The following is a 21211-nucleotide window of genomic DNA, read 5'->3' on the forward strand; positions in this document are numbered from 1 at the left end:
TGTATTTAAGGAGGAGTACTTATGAGTGATTTGAAGAAACAAAACATAAAAGATATGTACCGGCTCACTCCTATGCAGCAAGGGATATTGTACCACTATATGATGGATAAAAATTCAGACGCCTACTTTGAGCAGATATCACTTTCTATAAAAGGCATCCTGGACATTGATTGTGTTGAAAAGAGCGTTAATATCATTATTGAAAAGTATGACGCTTTGAGAACAATTTTTTTGTATGAAAATGTAGCCAAGCCCTTACAAGTAGTCATGAAGGAAAGAAAGCTGTCTGTCAGCTATGAGGATATTACCTCCCTTGCCGAAGAACTAAGGGATAGGTATATAGAAGAATACAGGGTTAAAGACAGAAAAAAGGGCTTTGACTTATCAAGGGATATTTTAACAAGATTAAGTGTAATTAAAACAGGCTACCAATCTTATAACATGGTATGGAGCTTTCATCACATCATTATTGATGGGTGGAGTCTCGCAAATATATTTAGAGAATTTATGGAAAACTATGAAGCCCTGATGAATAGCCGGGAGCCGGAGTCAGGAAAGGTATATCCTTACAGCCGCTATATCAAATGGTTGGAAGGCAGAAATCAGAACGAGGCCGCAGATTACTGGGAAACCTATCTTAAAGGTTACGAGCATCAGACAGTCCTTCCCCAAAACGGCAGGTCTGCAAGTGATGATTTCAGGATTGAAGAAACGGAGTTTAAAATATCTGAACAAATAACTAGCGATCTTGAGAAGTTTGCAGCCAAAAACAATACAACCATGAGTACCATTATAAAGACCATATGGGGGATATTATTACAGCGGTATAACAATACCGATGATGTGGTGTTTGGTGAGGTGGTATCGGGAAGGCCTCATGAAATACAGGGAATTGAGAGCATGGTGGGTTTATTTATAAATACCGTTGCAGTAAGGGTGAGTTGTGATGAGGATAAAACTTTTACCGAACTGATCAAAGAGATGCAGCAATCGGTGCTTGAATCTGACCGGTACAGTTTCTATCCTCTGGCGGATGTGCAGTCAAAAACATGCTTGAAAGATGCCTTGATACATCATGTTATGGCTTTTGAAAATTACCCTATGGATGAAGCGGTTAATGCTTCATCCAGTAATGGCATTTTAAATGTAGTTGGAATGGAAATATTCGAGCAGACGAATTATGATTTTGGGATACTCGTTGATGGCGGTAAGGAATTATCTATTAATTTCAGTTACAACTCACTGGTATATGATGGTAATTTCATAGAAAAAATCAAGGGACATTTTCAGTCGGTAATAGAAATTGTAACCGATAGTCCCGATATGCATATTAGGAATATTGATATACTCACCGAAGTGGAAAAGAAAGAAATAGTACACTGCTTCAATAATACAACGGAGGAATACCACAGGGAAAAGACCATTCACCAACTATTTGAGGAACAAGCGGTGAAGACACCTGACAATGCGGCAGTGGTGTTTGAGGGTAAGCAGCTAACCTATAGGGAACTCAATGAGAAGTCAAATCAGCTTGCAAGAGTGTTGAGGGATAAGGGAGTTAAACCAGACAGCATAGTGGGTATTATGGTAGAACGCTCACTGGAGATGGTCATAGGTATATTTGGCATACTTAAAGCCGGAGGGGCATATATGCCTATAGATCCTGACTACCCTAAGGCAAGAATCGAATATTTACTCGAGGACAGCGAGATAGGGGTGCTGATTTCCCAAAAGCAATTCCTGGAGAAAGTGGAGTTTTACGGGAAGTATATAGACATAGAAGATGAAAGCCTTTATGCCGGAAACCCTATGAACCTGGAAGTGGTATGTTCACCGCAAAATTTGGCATATATCATTTATACATCTGGGTCTACAGGAAAACCTAAAGGGGTTATGGTAGAACATAAAGGGGTAGCAAATCTGGAGGCGTTTTTCAAGACCCGCTTAAATGTAAGTGAAAGCGATAGGATTATTCAATTTGCATCAATTTCATTCGACGCTGCAGTTTGGGAAATATTTATGGGACTATTGGCAGGAGCAACACTATATATATCTTCAAGCGATATTATCAATGACTATCGAAGATTTGAAGAATACCTAAATGAAAATGAGATAACTATTGCTACTTTACCACCTCCGTATCTGGCAAATCTGGACCCGGAAAAAGTAACTTCCTTAAAGAAGGTAATTGCAGCAGGTTCGGCTTCCACTCCCGAACTTTTAAAGAAATGGAGCAACAGGATTTCATATATAAATGCTTATGGACCTACTGAGACAACCGTATGTGCAACGGTATGGAAAGCAGATGATTGTGAGACGGCCGATAAGTCGGTACCTATTGGTAAACCTATTACCAATACCCGGGTGTTTATAGTTGATGAAAACAATAATCTTAAGCCCATAGGTGTTGAGGGTGAACTCTGTGTTTCCGGGGCAGGATTGGCGAGAGGATACTTGAAAAAACCGGAACTTACCAGGGAAAAGTTTGTACCGAACCCATTTATGCCTGGAGAACTGATGTATAAAACAGGAGATCTTGCAAAGTGGCTTCCTGACGGGAATATTGCATTTGCCGGCAGAAAAGACCACCAGGTTAAAATAAGAGGGTATAGAATCGAGCTTGAGGAAATAGAAGCAGCCCTTTTGAAGCATGCTGATATAAATGAGGCGGTGGTCATTGACCGGGAGGATTCAAGTGTAGGCAGGTATCTTTGCGCTTATATAGTGTCTGACCGAGAAGTGACAGTGACCGAAATAAGGGAGCTTATATCTAAAGAGCTGCCCGATTATATGATTCCATCCTATTTTATGAGGATAGCAAAAGTACCGTTAACCATAAATGGAAAATTGGACAGAAAGGCGCTGCCGCTGCCTGATGGAAGAATAAATACAGGAACAGAGTATGCAGCGCCTTCAGGTGAAGTGGAGGAAAGGCTTGCGCTGCTGTGGCAGGACATCCTTGGAATAGAGAAGGTAGGAAGAAATGATAACTTCTTTATGCTCGGAGGACACTCGTTAAAGGCAACAAGCCTTGTAGCAAGAATTCACAAAGAGTTCAATGTAGACATACCTCTTAAGGAAATATTCAAGACACCAACCATCTTAGAAATTGCCAGCTACATTGAAGACTCAAAGGAGAGCCTATATCAGTCCATTCAACGTGCTGGGGATATGGAATATTATCCCATGTCATCCGCCCAGAAAAGACTATATATATTAAACCAGCTTGAAGGAGCTGGAATCGCCTACAATATACCTGGCATAATATTGCTGGAAGGTACTGTTGATAAAGCACGTTTTGAGCAGGCTTTTCATAGTCTGATAGAAAGGCATGAGAGCTTTCGAACCTCCTTCCATATGATCGAGGAAGAGCTGTCTCAGAAAGTCCATGACAAGGCGGACCTAAGTATCATGTACCTGGAAACCAGTGAAGAGAAGGTTCCCGAAATAGTGGAGAAATTCATAAGGCCCTTTGACCTTGGAAAGGCTCCACTATTAAGAGTTGGACTTGTAAAGATTGGAGAAGCCAGACATATTATGGTGTTTGACATGCATCATATCATATCGGATGGAGTGTCCAACGACATACTGGTAAGAGAGTTTATAAGCTTATATGAAGGGAAAATACTTCCTCCACTGCGTATACAGTACAAGGACTACTCAGTTTGGCAGAGGGAATTGTTTGCAGGAGCTGCCATAAGTAAGCAGGAGGAATTCTGGCTCCAGACCTTTCAGGGAGAGATCCCTGTGCTGGATTTATCCACCGACTACCCAAGACCCGCAGTACAAAGCTTTGAAGGAGACTACATCAGCTTTGAAGCTGATAGCGAGCTTGCGGTTAGACTTAACAAGCTTGGATCAGACAATGGAGCTACATTATATATGACGCTTCTTGCTGCATACAATGTGCTGTTATCTAGATACACTGGACAGGAAGATATTATTGTGGGAAGTCCTATAGCTGGAAGGCCTCATGCTGACCTTCAAGACATCATAGGTATGTTTGTAAACACTCTGGCCATGAGAAATCACCCGCAAGGAGAAAAGACTTTTATTGAATTCTTGAAAGAAGTTAAAGAAAATGCTTTGAAAGCATACGACAATCAGGACTATCAGTTTGAAGAATTAGTGGATAAGCTGGACATAAGGAGGGATATGAGCAGGAATCCCCTCTTTGATACCATGTTTGCCATATACAATGTTGGAAAAGCAGAGCTCATAACGTCTGATCTAAGCTTCAAGCCGTACAACAAAGGGATAGAAGGCAGAATATCAAAATTTGACATCACCTTAAATGCATTTGAGACTGAGGATGGTATAGCCTTTGAACTCGAATACTGTACAAGACTGTTTAAGAAAGAAACAGTTGAAAGACTTGGGGCTCATTACATCAATTTGCTGGAAGAAATTGCAGCATACCCCGAAAAAAGGCTTTATGAAATCGAAATGTTATCACAGGAAGAAAAACAGCAAGTATTATACAGCTTTAACGATACTGCTCTCGAATATCCCCTGGATAAAACCATACACCAAATGTTTGAGGAGCAAGTGAAAAAGACTCCTGATCATATTGCAGTGGTTTTTGAAGGTAAACAATTAACCTACCGAGAACTGAATCAAAAGGCAAACCAATTGGCCAGGGCATTAAGAGAAAAGGGAGTAAAGCCTGATGATATTGTAGGCATAATGGTGGACCGCTCGCCTGAAATGGTTATAGGTATAATGTCAGTAATCAAGGCTGGGGGGGCGTACCTTCCTGTAGATCCTAATTATCCATTGGAAAGAAAAAGGTATATGATGGAGGACAGCAAGGCCAAAATTTTACTCACCCAAAATCATCTTATGGATCGTGATGATTTCGATGGTGAGATTATTGATTTATCTGATTATGATTATAATTTTATAAACGATGTGAATATAAAATGTATAAATAAGCCTGGTGATACAGCGTACATCATCTATACCTCTGGCTCAACGGGAAACCCTAAAGGTGTTTGCATTGATAATAAGAGTGTATTAAACCTGGTAGAGGGTCTGTTCCAGAGAATATATAGCAAATATGAATCACCGTTGAATGTTTGCCTCATTGCCCCTTATGTTTTTGATGCTTCGGTGCAGCAGATTTTCGCAGCACTGCTAATGGGGCATGCATTGTACATTGTACCGGAGGAAGCAAGGAAAGACGGTAAAAAGCTGCTGGACTTCTATAGTGAAAATAGGATTGATATTTCGGATGGAACGCCCATACACGTAAATATGATGTTAAATTCTCCTCCTATAGATAATAACCTAAAAGTGAGACATTTTATTATAGGCGGAGATGTTCTTCCATTTGATGCAGTAAAAGACTTCCTAAGCAGATTTGAGGATGTGCAACCTTGCATCACAAATGTTTATGGTCCTACCGAATGCTGTGTGGATTCTACGGAATATTTGATTACTGCGGCGGGGCTTAGTAGATTGGATAATATCCCCATAGGCCGTCCTTTGCCAAACACCAGAGCATTCATACTTGGTAAGAAATTAGAAGTAAATCCTATAGGTATCGCTGGGGAATTATATATATCTGGGGATGGTCTTGCCAAAGGCTATTTAAACAAGACGGGGCTTACTGCAGAAAGATTTGTATCTAACCCGTTTATAAAGGGAGAAAGAATGTATCGTACTGGGGACTTGGCAAGATGGCTGCCTGACGGGAATATAGAATTTTTAGGCAGGATGGACCACCAGGTAAAGATAAGGGGATTTAGAATAGAACTTGGAGAAATAGAGGCTCAGCTATTAAGACATGCTTCAATAAAAGAAGCTGTGGTTATTGTAAAGGAAGACCAACAGAAGAACAAGGATCTGTGTGCATATTTCGTTGGGGAAAATGAACTGACAATAACTGAACTAAGGGAATGCCTTTCAAAAGAATTGCCCGAGTATATGATCCCGGCATACTTCATGCAGCTGGATGAAATGCCTTTGACAGCCAATGGTAAGATAGACCGGAAGAACTTGCCCCACCCTGCTGCTCATTTAAATACTGGAGTAGAGTATGAAGCACCTTCAGGTGAAGTGGAAGAGAAGCTTGTACAATTGTGGCAGGATATCCTGGGGGTTGAGAAAATAGGGAGAAATGATAATTTCTTTGTGCTTGGGGGGCACTCATTAAAAGCAATAAACTTTGCAGCCAAAATTCACAAAGAGTTCAATGTAAATATATCTCTTAAGGAGATATTCAAGCTGCCGACAATTGCAGAAATTGCCAAGTACATCCAGGAAGCCCAAGAGAGTATTTATCAATCTATCCAGCCCACTGGAGAAATGGAATACTATCCTATGTCGTCTTCCCAAAGAAGGCTGTATATATTAAATCAGCTTGAAGGAGCAAGGGTGGCATACAATATGCCAGAGTTTATGTTGTTAGAAGGCAGTATTGATATAGAACGTTTTGAGAAAGCCTTAGATCAGCTGGTAAAAAGGCATGAGGCTTTCCGGACCTCCTTCCATATGGTAGATGGTGAACCGGTGCAGAAGGTCCATGATGAGGTGGAATTTAGTATCATGTACATGGAAACCGGCGAAGAAAAAGCCTCAGAAGCAGCAAATGAATTCATAAGGCCATTTGACCTTGGCAAGGCTCCTTTACTAAGAGCAGGACTCGTAAAAATTAGAGAAGACAGGCATGTCATGATGCTTGATAAACACCATATCATATCTGACGGGGTGTCGGATGAAATACTGGTAAGAGAATTCATAAGCTTGTATGAAGGAATGAATCTTCCAGCACTTCAGATTCAGTACAAGGACTATTCCGTATGGCAGAATAAATTGTTTGCTGACGGCACAATCAGTAAACAAGAAGAATACTGGCTCCAGGCATTTAGGGGAGAAATACCAGTACTTGATATGCCGGTAGACTACCCAAGGCCGGCTATACAGAGTTTTGAAGGCGATATGGTCAGTTTTGAAACAGGCCGGGAACTTGCACATAAACTGAACAAGCTTGCCGTGGATCATGGAGCAACACTGTATATGGTGCTTCTAGCTTCATACAATGTGCTTCTTTTCAAATACACCGGACAGGAAGATGTCGTAATTGGAAGCCCTATAGCAGGAAGGCCACATACAGATTTGCAGGACATCATAGGCATGTTTGTCAATACCCTAGCTATGAGGAATTACCCTCAAGGTAAAAAGAATTTCAGCGAGTTTTTGATGGTAGTAAAAGAAAACGCTCTAAGGGCTTATGAAAACCAGGATTACCCATTTGAGGAACTTGTGGAGAAGCTTAGCATTAAGCGGGATTTGAGCAGAAATCCGCTGTTTGATACTATGTTTGTCTTGCAAAATAAAGAGGCATCAGAATTTAAGATGAATGGGCTAAGGTTCATGCCCTATGATAATGAGTTCAGGGCGTCCAAATTTGATTTGACCCTAAACGCCCAAGAGACCCAGAATAATATTGTATTTGGGTTAAAGTATGCTACTCGTCTGTTTAAGAAAGAGACAATAGAAAAACTTGGGGTCCATTTCATCAATGTACTGGAAGAGATCACAGCTTACCCCGAAAAGATGCTGTCCGAAATAAATATACTATCTCAGGATGAAAAACAGCAAATACTAAATAGTTTTAATGATACAAAGGCAGAATACCCTAGGGATAAGACTCTACATGAGCTGTTCCAAGACCAAGTGGAAAGGACACCTGATAATGTAGCTGTAGTGTTTGAGGACAAGCAATTAACCTACAGGCAGCTCAATGAAAAGGCAAATCAGCTTGCCAGAGCACTAAGAAGTAATGGTGTAAAGCAAAACAGCATAGTTGGAATAATGGTAGAAAGATCCGTAGATATGCAGGTTGGAATACTGGGAATTTTAAAAGCAGGAGGTGTCTATTTACCAATTTCAACCAAACTTCCTGAATTAAGAATAAAAAAATTACTGGAAGATAGTAATGCAACTATGCTGTTGACGCAATCACATTTAGCGGATAAAGCAGAGTTTTACGGTAATATATTACTGCTTGATTCCCCTGAAATATACATTGGAAGTGCTGAAAACCTTGATAAAATAAATAAACCAGAGGACTTAGCTTATATCATTTATACATCGGGATCTACTGGAGTTCCGAAGGGTTCAATGATAGAGCATCAAAGTGTAGTTAACTTGGTTTATGGACTAAGAAAGCTTGTCTATGAAAATTATGATAATTATTTAAATGTTGCCCTTGTGTCCCCTTACTTTTTTGACGCATCTGTAAAACAAATATTTGCGGCTTCTCTCCTTGGCCATACGCTGTTTATAGTTCCTGAGGATACAAGGCTAGATGGTGAGGGCCTTCTAAAGTACTATAACAGGAATTCAATTGCTGTTTCAGACGGAACACCAGCACATATAAAGCTTTTAACAGATACTGCCAGGCCTGGCGAAAGTCTTTCAGTTATGCAGTTTATTATCGGAGGGGAAGAACTTTCATGTAAAGGTATACAAGGTTTCTATGATCGGTTTAAAGATAATAACCCTACTATAACAAACGTTTATGGTCCAACAGAATGCTGCGTAGATTCAACTTATTACCATTTAAGCCGTGAGAAGGTGAGAAATCTAACAAGTATACCTATAGGTATGCCATTGCAGAATTATAAGATATATATACTTAATGAAGACATGAATATCTTACCGGTTAATACAACTGGTGAAATATATATATCTGGAGATGGGCTGGCAAAAGGCTATTTGAACAAACTTGAATTGACTACGGAAAAATTTGTAGCTAATCCTTTCAGCTCTGGAGAAAGAATGTATCGTACCGGTGATCTTGGAAGGTGGCTTCCTGACGGAAACATCGAATTTATAGGCAGAGTAGACCATCAGGTAAAGATTAGGGGCTTTAGGATAGAGCTTGGGGAAATAGAAGTGCAGCTATTAAAGCATCCTTCAATAAAAGAAGCTGCGGTAATTGCAAAGACAGACCAGGAGGGCAACAAGTATTTGTGTGCTTATATAGCAGGGGAAAGTGAATCTACAATATCAGATTTAAGGGCGCTTCTCTTAAAAGAACTTCCCGATTACATGATACCACAATACTTTGTTCAGCTGGAAAAGCTGCCTTTGACAGCCAATGGCAAAATAGATCGGAATAATTTACCCCAAAATGACGGTACTTTAGCTACATCAGTAGAGTATGTAGAGCCTTGCGGTGAAGTTGAGGAGAAGCTTGCACTGCTGTGGCATGATGCCCTTGGAGTACAAAAAATTGGTGTGAATGATAACTTCTTTGAACTGGGAGGATACTCACTGAAGGCAATATCCCTTATAAGCAGAATTTATGAACAGTTAAATGTTGAGGTACCACTAAAAGACTTTTATATGGCCCCAACCATAAAGGAAATTGCCCGTTTTATACACAATACGTACGCCAATGATTATATTACACCAAGTCCGGCAATTCATTTTAATTCAGCAATGGAGAGTCTTATGTTTGCATTCCCTCCAGGAGGAGGAAATGGAATAGCTTATGGTAGTTTATCAAAACAAATGAATGCTTATTCCATATATTCCTTTGACTTTATAGAAAATGAGAGCAGGATGGAGGAGTATGTGAAGGCAATTACTTCTGTCAAACCCGAGGGCCCATATATTCTATTTGGTTACTCGGCAGGAGGTAATCTGGCATTTGAAGTTGCTAAAGTATTAATTGAAACTGGACATCATGTATCCGATATAATCTTTCTGGATTCGGCTAAATCATTTGTCCTTATTGAGGAAGAAAGCGAAGATGCTAAGAAACTTGCTGAGCAACAGGATAAAGAATTTATAGAAGAAAATGAGAAACTTATAAAAGGCATGTTTGGAGATAACCAAGCAGTTATTGAAAAGGCCATTGAAAGAATGAGAAATTATCATAAATACACTAGAAGTGTTATAAACTCGGGACAGATAAACTCCAATATCCATCTTATTATATCACAGCAGCAAGACAATGAAGGTGAAGCTGATTTATGTGAAGGATGGAGAGAGGCAACAACGGGAGAGTTCAAAGTATATAACGGATTTGGCAGTCATTTTGATATGTTAAGTACAGGATATATAGATAAAAATGCGGCTATTATTAAAGAAATATTGGAAGAGATCAACCAATAGTTCAGATATAAGGGGTAGATATAATGGATAAGATTAAATTGTTTTGTCTGCCGTATGCAGGAGGTTCTGCAGCAGTATATAAATATTGGGAACAATACTTGCATGATAGGATTGAGCTTTTCCCGATTGAGCTTGCGGGAAGAGGCAGCAGGATTGGTGAACCGTTTTACGGAAGTGTTGAGGAAGCGCTTGAAGATATACACCGTATTATCATAAGCAACCTTGAAGAACAACCTTATGCGTTGTTTGGCCACAGTATGGGCAGTGTACTTGTATATGAACTTGCCTATAGAATAAAGGAGCTCGGACATCCATATCCTGTCCATATGTTTATTTCCGGCAGATATCCTCCGGGTTTTGTAAGTAAGAAGAAGGTACTCTATGATTTGCCGGATAAGGAGTTTGTGGATGAGGTATTTAAGCTGGGAGGCACGCCCAAAGAGGTTCTGAAAAGCAATGAATTAATGGAGTTGTTTTTACCGATACTCAGAGCGGATTTTAGAATTACTGACACATACAGGCACATTGAAAAAAACGCTAAGCTTGACTGCGATATAAGTGTATTGTGGGGAAAAAGAGAAAAGGGAGCCACTATTTTTGACGTTGCAAAATGGCATGATTATACGTCCAAAAGTTGTAAAATTCATATGTTTGACGGGGACCATTTTTTTATACACGATTACAAAAAGGATGTAGCAGCAATAATAAATAGTAGTCTCATCGACTTTGCAGACAATGGTATGTGAAGACTGAAGTTTATTTAAAATTTAATATGAAATCAAGAGGCTAAGTTTTTAGGTTGACTTTAATGACCTGTAGACTTAGCCTCTTTCCAGTCTAATCAAAAATTTCAAGAAAGTAGAACCTACGTCCTATTGGAATTATTTCCATGTTTCTTTATTACCAGAATTGTAATCATTTGTTTAAGCGCTTTAATTATGGAATGAACTTGAAGTATTTGTGAAAACAAAGGGGGGGAAATAGTGCTGATAAATGTTGAAAATGAGCAACACAGGAAAATATCAGAAGAAAAATACAAGGAGGTTTGAAAATGACTAGCAAAAAGTTTTCTTTTAAAGCCACATCACTTTTGGTAGTTTTAGCAGTATTCTTATCCACCTTTTGCGCAGTCTTGCCGGTGAGCGCAGCCGCTAGGGGAGCATGGGCACCAAATACTGCCTATGCAGTAAATGAGACAGTAACATATAGTGGAAGTACTTATACCTGTCGTCAGGCACATACTTCCCTCGTAGGTTGGGAACCACCTATTGTTCCTGCTTTATGGGAGAAAGGCGGCAGCGGAACTACGCCACCTACAACACCGCCAACAACGCCACCAACAGGTCCTTCAGTAACAAAGCCTTCCGAAGTTCCAAGCCACATATGGACATACACAATGAATGCGGGCGATAAATTCGGTAAAGGCGGAGATTTTGCTTTATTGCTGAGTGCTGTGATCAAAAAGGAAAGCAGCTTTGGAGCAGGCTTACCAGGCAGTCCATCAGCCGGCGACGGATTGATGCAGGTAGAACCAAACACACGTAATGCTTATTTATCTCAATTCAGTTCAAAATTTGTCCCTGCTTATAATCACGGCAGTGAACAAGATCAGGTATACTTGGGCGCCCTGATTTTAAATGAAAAGATTATTAAATTCGGCAATATATATAACGGCTTATTACACTATAACGGAGGAGATTACTGGTATCCGGGAGCTACAGATTCTTATGGCCGTCCTATTCTGGCCAATCAATATGCAGATGCAGTTTACTCTACTTATAAGGGCTATGGCGGTAAGAACTAAGGTGGATTTTAAAAAAAGATAAGCAAAATCGGGCTGAAAAATGCGTTTTTTCAGCCCGATTTTTTTAGGGCCTGTACGCAAACTGTACAACTCGTAGAAATCTAGTAAAATAAGGCACATGAGACGAAGATACGAGTTAACGGATGAAGAATGGAATATAGTTGACCCCCTGTTGCCCCCAGCCCGAAAAAAACAGGGAGGACGTCCGCCCAAGGATCGGCGCCAGATGCTCAATGCCGTGCTTTGGGTTGCTCGAACGGGCGCGCCATGGCGGGATTTACCGAGTTACTATGGCCCTTGGTTTTCAGCCTACAGCTTTTTCTGGCGGCTACAAAAAGCGAATATTTGGGGTGAAATACTGAAGCATGTCGCCATCGAGCCGGATTGGGAGCAGGTCATGGTCGATGCCACCATCGTCCGCGTCCATCAACATGGAGCGGGCGCAAAGGGGGCAGGACCGGCAAGCAATCGGACGTTCGCGCGGAGGATTAACTACCAAAATTCATGCGATGGTGGATGCGCTCGGCTATCCGCTGCGTTTCGAATTGACGCCAGGACAAGACCACGATTCTGTCACCGGCTATCGCCTTCTTCATGAACTGGACTTCTGCCCGGGCGAAGTGTTGGCTGATCGCGCCTACGATACCAATGCCATTCTGGAGCTTTTGCAAAGCCGAGCGATCACTCCGGTTATCCCAAGCAAACGCAATCGGCGGGTAAAGCGCCCGTTAGATTCTGAAACGTATAAAGAGCGACACTTAATTGAATGCTTTTTCAACAAAGTAAAAAACTATCGACGCTTGGCCACTCGCTATGAAAAAACAGCGAACATGTTCATGGCTTTTTTGACGCTGCTTTCAATTCGTTTATGGCTCAAATAGGTTTGCGTACAGGCCCTAGAGAATTGTACAATTAAATTTTTGAATAAGAACAAAGAGAAGGTTCTAAAACAGGCATTCTCTCTAAAAAATATGTACAATATACTATTTGTGAAAAGTTATGTAGATACTCGAGCATTTGAAGTCCAAAGAAGAAGCGGTTATTATCAACACGACTTCGTCACTTGGATTCGTGCCACTGGCGGGTGCTGCTGTTTATAGTGCGACGAAAGCAGCGCTCCATTCCTATACGCTATCCCAACGGTACATGCTTAAAGACACATCGGTGAAAATCCTGGAAATTGCGCCGCCAGGGGTTCAAACGTATTTCAATAACGATCCGAGCTCTATGCTACTAGCATCATTCATTGATGAAACGATGAAGGTACTTGGTACGGATGCGGACGAGGTTCTAGTGGAAGAAGTGAAAGTATTTCGAAACAACCCGGGCCCGAACGAAGGTATTTTTGTGAACCAGTTAAACAATATGATGTTTGAGCCGCCAAAGGGTCATTAATCCGTTTAATACTTAGCGTATATTTTCGTTAATTATCTCAACTCGCTTTTAGAAAATCCTTGATTATCAAGGGCGTGTACATCGAAGACATGTAAACAACGTATTCGCCTTGACAATGAGCCTCGCGGCATCGGAGTCTAAACACGTGCGCCGATGCCCATAGGACACGGTTTACCTAGGGCTTGCTGAACGAATCAAAACTCCAACAGGCACAAGGGTTTAGGGCCTCTTATGTCGAAGGAAAACGGGGCAGCCCCGTGAAAAACCGTGCACTTGGAGGCGTCAGGATTGTATCAGCGAACCGAGAACCAGATGAACCTGCCCGTCGACTTTTTTCTGCCGTTCGGCGGAAAGCTCGCAGAAGATAACCGCTGGGTGCTGCTGGCCCAGATGATTCCGTGGTGGATGCTCGAAGAGAAGTATGCGAAAAACTTCAAGAAAAGCCTCAAGGGCCAAAAAGCCGTTTCGATCCGTATCGCGCTCGGCGCACTCATCATCCAGGAGCGGCTTGGCACCGATGATCGGGAGACACTTCGTCAGATTCTGGAGAACCCGTATCTGCAGTACTTCCTCGGTCTGCCGGAATATCGGTACCGCCGTCCGTTTCATCATTCTCTCATGACGCATTTCCGCAAGCGATTGGGTGGCGAAATTCTGGATGAAGTGAATGAATGGATCGCTCTGGAAGAAGCGCGCAAGTGTCGGATGATTCATCGGACGACGATGAACCTGGCAGCGGAACTGACGCAGCGTCCGGTAAGCCTTCAGAAACGCAGCTACAGCAGATGGAACTGACGAACGAGGGCGAACTGCTGCCGGACGCTACCTGCGCGCCGGCGGATATCGCCTACCCGACGGATTTGTCGTTACTGAATCAGGCCAGAGAAAAGCTGGAGAAGATCATCGACATCCTGCACGAACCGGAACGTGGAAAGACCCGCAAGCCCAGAACATACCGAGAGCGTGCCCGCAAAGCCTATCTGGCGGTTGCCAAGCAGCGGCGCGTGAAGCCGCGCGCGATGCGAAAAGCGATCGGCAAGCAGCTCAGGTTCGTTTCCCGTGATCTGCGCATGATCGCCGAACTCGCCGATATGACGAGCGGCCTGCCGCGGCGTTTGTACAAGGAACTGCTGGCCATTCAAGAGCTTTATCGTCAGCAGCAAACGATGTATGACAAGCGGACACACAGCATATCGGATCGGATTGTCAGTATCGCACAGCCACATGTCAGACCGATCGTGCGCGGCAAAGCCAGGGCAAACGTCGAGTTCGGAGAGAAGCTGGCGATTAGCGTGGTGAACGGCTACGCTTTCCGCGAGCATCTGTCGTGGGATAGCTACAACGAAGGGCAGACATTGCAGGACGCCGTAGAGCGTTACCGCGCCAGATTTGGTTATTATCCCAAAGCGGTGCTGGCCGACCAGATCTATCGAACCCGCGACAACTTGCGCTTCTGCAAAGAGGGAATTCGCTTAAGCGGACCGCAGTTGGGTCGTCCGTCAGCCGATCAGCAGGAGAAAAAGAAAATCGCCAAGACGGATGCAGCCGCACGCAATGCGGTGGAAGGCAAGTTCGGCGAAGGCAAGCGCAGTTATGGGTTTGGCCGTATTCGAGCACACCTTCAGACGACGAGCGAGACCGTGATCGGGCTGCAACTGCTGGTGATGAACCTCGAAAAGAGACTTCGGGTTCTCTTTTTGTCTATTTTGCAATGGCTGTGGTTGAGACTCGCGGTCCGCTTGCTCGTTCCACTGTAAAATGTGACCCGTTCAGCAAGCCCTACCTAGCAAGGTTATCCGATGCCTCTCATTGTAAAGGCACCACTACGCTGAATACGTTGTTTACAGAGTTAAGATATCCCGTAAACAAAGTAACATTATCGGTGAAATTCGTTACTTTGTTTACTATTAATAGCATGGTTTAAGCTAGTCAAGATAAAGTTAAAATGTTGGCGGATCGCCAATAGGACTAATGACAAATTGAAGGTGAAATTGCATATCGACAGCGGACACGATGCCGGGGCGATGTGGTTTGCGTACTCGACCGTCTATTCTTCACCGGACGGAAGCGGCTGGTATTCGCTCGTTATCATTGAAAAAAATGGTTTTTTTCCAATGCGCCACACGGAGCAAAAGCCAGTGCAACGATCTACAGTGTCATTGAAACAGCGAAGAAAAACGGGCTAAATCCTTTCAAGTATTTGACGGACCTGCTCGAACAGCTTCCGCAGCTTGCGAATCCGAAAGATCCGGTTGAGCTAGACGAATTGTTGCCATGGTCGCCTTCGCTCCCACTGACGTGCCGCCTATTTCAATCAAACTAAGACTAACAGGCCCTCATCTTGGGAACAAGGTGGGGGCTATTTTGCGCTTACACAACTGCTGGTGATGAACCTGAAAAGAGACTTCGGGGTCTCTTTTTGCCTCTTTTGCAATGGTTTTTGTCAAGGCTCGCCGTTCATTTGCTCGTAACATCGTAAAACATGATCCGCTAAGAAAGCCCTAATTATCAAGATTCAATGTGATGTCTGAAAAGAAAATTGAATTTACCTAAGAATGGATATAAAAAAAGAGGGAGTGAAGCCCAGCAACTATTTCATACCACTTATTATCATTTTGCTGTATATAATTCTAAGTCATGAAATTGAACCGATTTGCTGATATAATCAATTTATAGTTCTCTCAGAAAGGTCCGTGACATATTGAAACTTATTATTGCGGAAAAACCGGATCAAGGGGCGAAGTTGGCTTCACCTTTTAAACATAAAAAAACAACAAGGGTATATTGAAATCTCACCGAACGATACATTTCCAAAAGGAGCCCTAGTGACTTGGGCTGTTGGTCATGTTTGCGAATTGGTGCCTCCAGAGGAATACGATCCTAGTCTTAAGAAGTGGAGTCTAGACACTTTGCCGATATTACCCGAATAATTTAGACATCGCGTTTCTCCTTCTAAAGCCAAGCAATTTCAAGTGATTAAATCCCTTTTAATGCGTCCAGATATCAAAGAAATCGTCCATGCCGGGGATGCCGGGAGGGAAGGAGAGTACATAGTCCGCATAGCGGTTCAGCTTGTTGGAGTGAACAAACCTATGAAACGGCTATGGATATCATCGTTAACACCCAAAGCCGTCGAACAAGGTTTTATGAATTTGAAAGGTGAAGAGGATACCCGGTCCTTATATTATGAAGCCGTTAGCCGTTCTTGCGCTGATTGGCTCGTAGGAATGAATGGTTCACGGGTATATTCACTTCTGTTCCAGCGTAGAGGAATTAGAGAAGTATTCTCAACTGGGCGTGTACAAAGTCCGACATTGGCGCTAATCGTAGCACGCGAGAAAGAAATTCAGAATTTCAAACCGGAACCGTTCTGGGAATTAAAAGCCAAATTCCTAATAAATGATACTGTCTATGAAGGCACATGGTTTCGGGAGGAGCAAACACGGTTTGCAAGTCGGGATGAAGCGGAGTCCGTCAAAAGAAACTGTGAAAATAAGCTGGCATCAGTCAATGAAATTGAGAGAGAGCGAAAAGAATTTCAACCGCCACAGCTCTTTAACTTATCTTCATTGCAAGCAGTTGCCAATCAAATTTATAAATATTCGCCTCAAAATTGTTTAAATGCGCTGCAGCAGCTTTATCTGGAAGGATACATTTCCTATCCGAGATCGGATTCGGCTTATGTAACACCTGAAGAAGCCAGGCAATTTCCTGAGATTCTTTCAAAGTTAAGTCGTCAAGAATCATTCAAGGATTTCTTTCCTTTGCCCATACAATCTATTGCCAATAATAAGAGATTTGTCAATGCGGCAAAAGTAAGTGATCACTATGCGATCATTCCAACAGAAGTGATCCCCCAAATCGGACGATTGAAACCAGAAGAGCGTAATTTATACGAGCTGATTGTCAAGAGGCTGATAGCTGCGCATTATGATAAGGCTATTATTGATTATTCGCGCTTAATTACAGTCGTAGGTGATCAAGAAACATTTCTCACCAAAGGAAGACTTATTGTGCAGGAAGGTTGGCGAAAAGTTCTGTATGATTCTGATTCTCAGGAAGAATCCGAACCAGATGTATTACCTCCATTGGAGCAAGGCGACTCAGGAACAGTTGAAGAATTACTTGTAAAAGAAGGAAAAACTCAGGCTCCAAAGCGATACACCGAAGGGCAATTGATTACTTTAATGAAGACGGCTGGAAAGCATCTTGAAGACACAGAGTTAGAGAAAATTCTTGAAAAAACAGAAGGATTGGGCACGGAGGACACGCGTGCCGGTATCATCTCAGTTCTTAAAGACCGCAAGTATATTGAGGTAAAGAAAAACATGGTTTATGCTACAAGCAAGGGGATTGTATTGATCGATGCTTTAGGCGACAACATATTAGCATCCGCAGAAATGACAGCCAAGTGGGAACAACGACTTCATGATGTCGGGCAAGGCAATGCGTCCCCGCAATCGTTTATGGAGCAGGCTAAAAGATTGTCGCAAAAAATTGTCGATGATGCAATTCGAAACTCGATGACTTGGACTTTTACAGCAAAAAGTATGGAGAGTAAAGAGCAGACTGAAAAAGCGGATAAGGTTTCTGGAGGTTTAGGTCTTGGTCCGTGTCCGAAATGCAAAGAGGATGTTATAGATAAAGGGGCGGCTTATAGTTGCTCGGCAAGGCCGCGATGCGATTTTTCATTTTCTAAAAAAGTATTGGGTAAAACCATAACAGAAACGCAGATCAAGAGGTTTTTGGGGAAAGGGAGGACAAACCTTATTAAGGGATTCAAAAAAGGTGACAAAACTTTCGAGGCCGCACTTGTCTGGAAAAAGGAAGAAGGTAGGGTCGGTTTTGAATTTAAACCGAAGTAAGGATATTATCTTGACAAGACTAGGTAAAATAATTAAATTAAACGTATGACTATGAATCATTATGCGAGATGTGACAAGAGTTGCATCGAGCTCTAGCCAGGCGGCAAAAGAGCACTTGTAAGATTTCATTACAGGATTCAATCGAGTCCCGTATGATTTCTTTTAAGTTGCTCTTTTTTTATTGAAAAGCGTGCGTCATTATGACTCAAGTACTACAACTCAAAATGTATAAATATGCATTTGATTCTATGTATCCTTTAACTGGTTTAATCCAGCTCTCTAAAAGACGAAAAAATCCCTATGCGAGGAGTGAAGTTATGAAGTTATTAGATGTCGTTGGATTAAACGGAGTAGGACATATAAAAGGTTTTTTCACAACATGCATATGCGAACTTTCCATTAAAGAAAAAAGGGAAAGTTATAGGACAGCATTTGCGCCTAACACAATCAAGGGCCAATATGTTGATGGAACAAAGGAAAGTCAAGTTTCCCCAGATGGCTATACTCTAGATATTGCTTATATGTCCCGGCCGGGAAATGATGAGAAACAATTGGATTTAATTTTTGATTACCAAAATAATGTAAAAATGTACCCGGAGTTTCAACAGTATCTCCGTGAATATCAGCCGCCCTTGCTAGCAGTCTGGGGTGAAAATGATGTTTCCTTTATTCCGGCTGGTGCTGAGGCTTTTAAGAAAGATTTACCTAAAGCCGAGATTCATTTATTAGATACTGGGCACTTTGCATTGGAAACACATGCATATGAAATTGGAGAACTAATGTTGGATTTTTTAGGAAAACAATAGAATTTGAAGATTCAAAAGTTGGTAAATCCCGGATGGTTTCTACCGTCATTTCTTGTTATAGGAATTGATTTTTTTAATGTTAACTAGGATTTATGTTCATATTAATTGATGTATTGAGAGGTAAATTGAATTTAGAAGGGTGACAGGTCAGTCTCATGGAGAATTCAGGAGCTAAAAATGCGAAATTGTTTAATTCCACAAAGACCATGATCGGTGGTTTAGTTATGCTCATTATTGCAATGGGAATCGGACGTTTTTCATATACTTCCATACTTCCATTGATGCAATCACAAGCTCATCTATCCGCTACGGAATCCGGATATTTGGCAGGGAGTAATAACTTGGGTTACCTTATCGCTGCCTTTGGTGCAGGTTTCATAACCTGGGGATCCCGAAGAGCCTATCACTACTTCTTGCCACTTTAGTGCTTGTTGTTGCTGCTATAATATTGCTATCCGGTGCAGTCATTTCAAGTCAAAAAGGAGCGATAGGAAATTTAAACCATGCTCGTATTCATCCTAATCAAGAGCTTAGTTAGATCCTGGGTAATTTACATTGGAACCAGATACAAATGGAATTGGTGAATTAATTTTGAATTAACCGTTAGATATATAAATTGATTCCTTTATTGGAGGAATAGAAATGCAAATAGGTTTTTTTGATTCTGGTATTGGAGGCATTACTGTATTGCATGATACATTAAAAGTTTTACCTAATGAAGATTATATGTATTACGCAGATACAATAAATGTTCCATATGGGCACAAAACGAAAGATGAAGTTAAAAAGTATGTTTTAGATGCTATAGAATTTATTAGCCAGCAAAAAGTAAAAGCGATAGTGATTGCTTGTAATACTGCCACAAGCGCAGCAATCGAAGAAATAAGGGCAAAATACAGTATTCCATTCATTGGTATGGAGCCTGCCGTAAAACCAGCTGTTAAAACAAAAAAAAAATATAGATAAACGAGTTTTAGTAACTGCTACTGCTTTGACTCTAAGGGAAGAAAGACTTCAAAATCTTATTACTAAATTAGATAACGAACATGTTGTTGATTTATTACCTCTTCCGAAATTAGTTCAGTTTGCAGAAAGTTTTGAGTTTAACGAGCAAATAGTGCTGCCTTATCTTCAAGAACAATTATCTATATATGATTTAAGTAAGTATGAAACTATTGTTTTAGGATGTACTCACTTTTCTTACTATAAAGATATATTTAGAAAATTATTTTCATCGGATGTTAATATAATTGATGGAAATAATGGTACTGCAAAAAATCTAAAAAAAGTACTGGAAGAAATGAATTCTTTAGATGAAGGCAATGGCAATATTTCATTCTATTGTTCAGGGGTCAAAGTCGAGGATAAGGCTAAATTAAAAGAGTTTAATAAACTGTTCAAAAGATTGGAGGCTATTAACGAATATAATTAAAAAGTCTGCCAGCCTTTCGGAGTAAACTTCTCTGAGCAATCAGAAGATTCGGAAGAAGCAGTTTACCGGATCACAGATTATCTGAATAAATACCGCATCAAACTTAGAACTGCTCAAAATCCATCTCATATGAAGTTTTCAGAATCATTTGAAGAGCAGCTACTGGTACTGTTGGAGGAGCGTGTACCCTTAGTCCGAAAATTTTCTTTTATTAGAATGGTTGATAATAAATAGGGAAAAATAATTTTTATTAAAGAAAGGAAGTTAAAATGCCATTACTTCGTTTTGATTTTATTAAAGGACGAGATAAAGCAAGCCTGAAAAAACTTTTGGATGTTGCCCACCAAGTTGTTGTGGAAGCTTTTGACGTTCCTGAGCGAGATCGTTACCAAATCATTCACGAACACCCGGCGGACCATATGATTATTGAGGATACTGGGCTAGGATTTAACCGTACCGATAGTCTAGTTATTCTCTCCATAATAAGCAAAGCCCGGCCAAAAGAGAAGAAACAAAAGCTCTATTCCTTGCTGGCTGAAAGGTTAGAAGCTGAATGCGGCATCGTACCAACCGATTTAATGGTATCTATTGTTGAAAATAATGATGATGATTGGAGTTTTGGACTGGGGGAGGCACAATTTTTGACCGGTAAGTTAAGCTGATTCAATGCTAGTCGTTTCGATCTTAATCGGTAATATCTCTAATTCTAATCGCCCTTCAACTGGCCTGGTAGGCTAGTTGAAGGGCGATTTCCATGAGGTTTGGTATTGAGATGGTA

The 21211-nt window shown here is 41.3% G+C and carries 7 protein-coding genes and 6 pseudogenes; all 13 read left to right on the forward strand.

Going from position 1 to position 21211, the window contains the following annotated elements:
- The first annotated feature begins 21 nt into the window (after positions 1-21).
- The 13 genes and pseudogenes from MKY16_RS11840 to MKY16_RS11900 all read left to right on the forward strand — a co-directional run bounded on the left by MKY16_RS11840 (position 22) and on the right by MKY16_RS11900 (position 21095).
- Complete coding sequence (locus MKY16_RS11840) at positions 22-10131, forward strand: non-ribosomal peptide synthetase (protein ID WP_340955422.1); 10110 nt, start codon at positions 22-24, stop codon at positions 10129-10131.
- Positions 10132-10154: 23 nt separating this feature from the next.
- Positions 10155-10877 carry a thioesterase II family protein gene (locus tag MKY16_RS11845; RefSeq protein ID WP_025721395.1) on the forward strand — a complete coding sequence of 241 codons (723 nt, stop codon included), beginning with the start codon at positions 10155-10157 and terminating at the stop codon, positions 10875-10877.
- 305 nt (positions 10878-11182) lie between these two features.
- Positions 11183-11935 (forward strand): carbohydrate-binding protein, encoded by a 753-nt coding sequence (locus MKY16_RS11850; RefSeq protein WP_069011899.1) that lies wholly within the window; start codon positions 11183-11185, stop codon positions 11933-11935.
- Between the two features lie 143 nt (positions 11936-12078).
- Positions 12079-12813, forward strand: a pseudogene (locus MKY16_RS11855) (IS5 family transposase); the annotation flags it as partial.
- 130 nt (positions 12814-12943) lie between these two features.
- Positions 12944-13330: pseudogene (locus tag MKY16_RS11860) on the forward strand (SDR family NAD(P)-dependent oxidoreductase); the annotation flags it as partial.
- 288 nt (positions 13331-13618) lie between these two features.
- Positions 13619-15087, forward strand: a pseudogene (locus MKY16_RS11865) (IS5 family transposase).
- Between the two features lie 222 nt (positions 15088-15309).
- On the forward strand, positions 15310-15516 hold the full coding sequence (locus tag MKY16_RS11870) for a hypothetical protein (protein WP_080771912.1): 207 nt from the start codon (positions 15310-15312) through the stop codon (positions 15514-15516).
- Positions 15426-15653 (forward strand): annotated as a pseudogene (locus MKY16_RS26120) (transposase domain-containing protein); the annotation flags it as partial. The gene MKY16_RS11870 and the pseudogene MKY16_RS26120, both read left to right, overlap by 91 nt.
- 378 nt (positions 15654-16031) lie before the next feature.
- Positions 16032-18195, forward strand: a pseudogene (locus MKY16_RS11880) (DNA topoisomerase 3).
- 317 nt (positions 18196-18512) lie between these two features.
- Positions 18513-19001, forward strand: a complete 489-nt coding sequence (locus MKY16_RS11885; RefSeq protein ID WP_445744864.1) for an alpha/beta fold hydrolase — start codon at positions 18513-18515, stop codon at positions 18999-19001.
- A 155-nt stretch (positions 19002-19156) separates the two neighbouring features.
- On the forward strand, positions 19157-19426 hold the full coding sequence (locus tag MKY16_RS11890) for a YbfB/YjiJ family MFS transporter (protein WP_029515245.1): 270 nt from the start codon (positions 19157-19159) through the stop codon (positions 19424-19426).
- Between the two features lie 217 nt (positions 19427-19643).
- A pseudogene (gene murI / locus MKY16_RS11895) lies at positions 19644-20433 on the forward strand (glutamate racemase).
- Positions 20434-20702: 269 nt separating this feature from the next.
- Complete coding sequence (locus tag MKY16_RS11900; RefSeq protein ID WP_340955429.1) at positions 20703-21095, forward strand: tautomerase family protein; 393 nt, start codon at positions 20703-20705, stop codon at positions 21093-21095.
- Positions 21096-21211: the final 116 nt, after the last annotated feature.

Origin of the sequence: Paenibacillus sp. FSL L8-0641 (assembly GCF_038006265.1) — a bacterium.
GTDB classification, from domain to species: Bacteria; Bacillota; Bacilli; order Paenibacillales; family Paenibacillaceae; genus Paenibacillus; species Paenibacillus polymyxa_D.

Coding starts and splice junctions, on each gene's coding strand:
- MKY16_RS11840 (WP_340955422.1), top strand. CDS start 22: ATGAGTGATTTGAAGAAACAAAACATAAAAGATATGTACCGGCTCACT.
- MKY16_RS11845 (WP_025721395.1), top strand. CDS start 10,155: ATGGATAAGATTAAATTGTTTTGTCTGCCGTATGCAGGAGGTTCTGCA.
- MKY16_RS11850 (WP_069011899.1), top strand. CDS start 11,183: ATGACTAGCAAAAAGTTTTCTTTTAAAGCCACATCACTTTTGGTAGTT.
- MKY16_RS11885 (WP_445744864.1), top strand. CDS start 18,513: ATGAAGTTATTAGATGTCGTTGGATTAAACGGAGTAGGACATATAAAA.
- MKY16_RS11890 (WP_029515245.1), top strand. CDS start 19,157: ATGGAGAATTCAGGAGCTAAAAATGCGAAATTGTTTAATTCCACAAAG.
- MKY16_RS11900 (WP_340955429.1), top strand. CDS start 20,703: ATGCCATTACTTCGTTTTGATTTTATTAAAGGACGAGATAAAGCAAGC.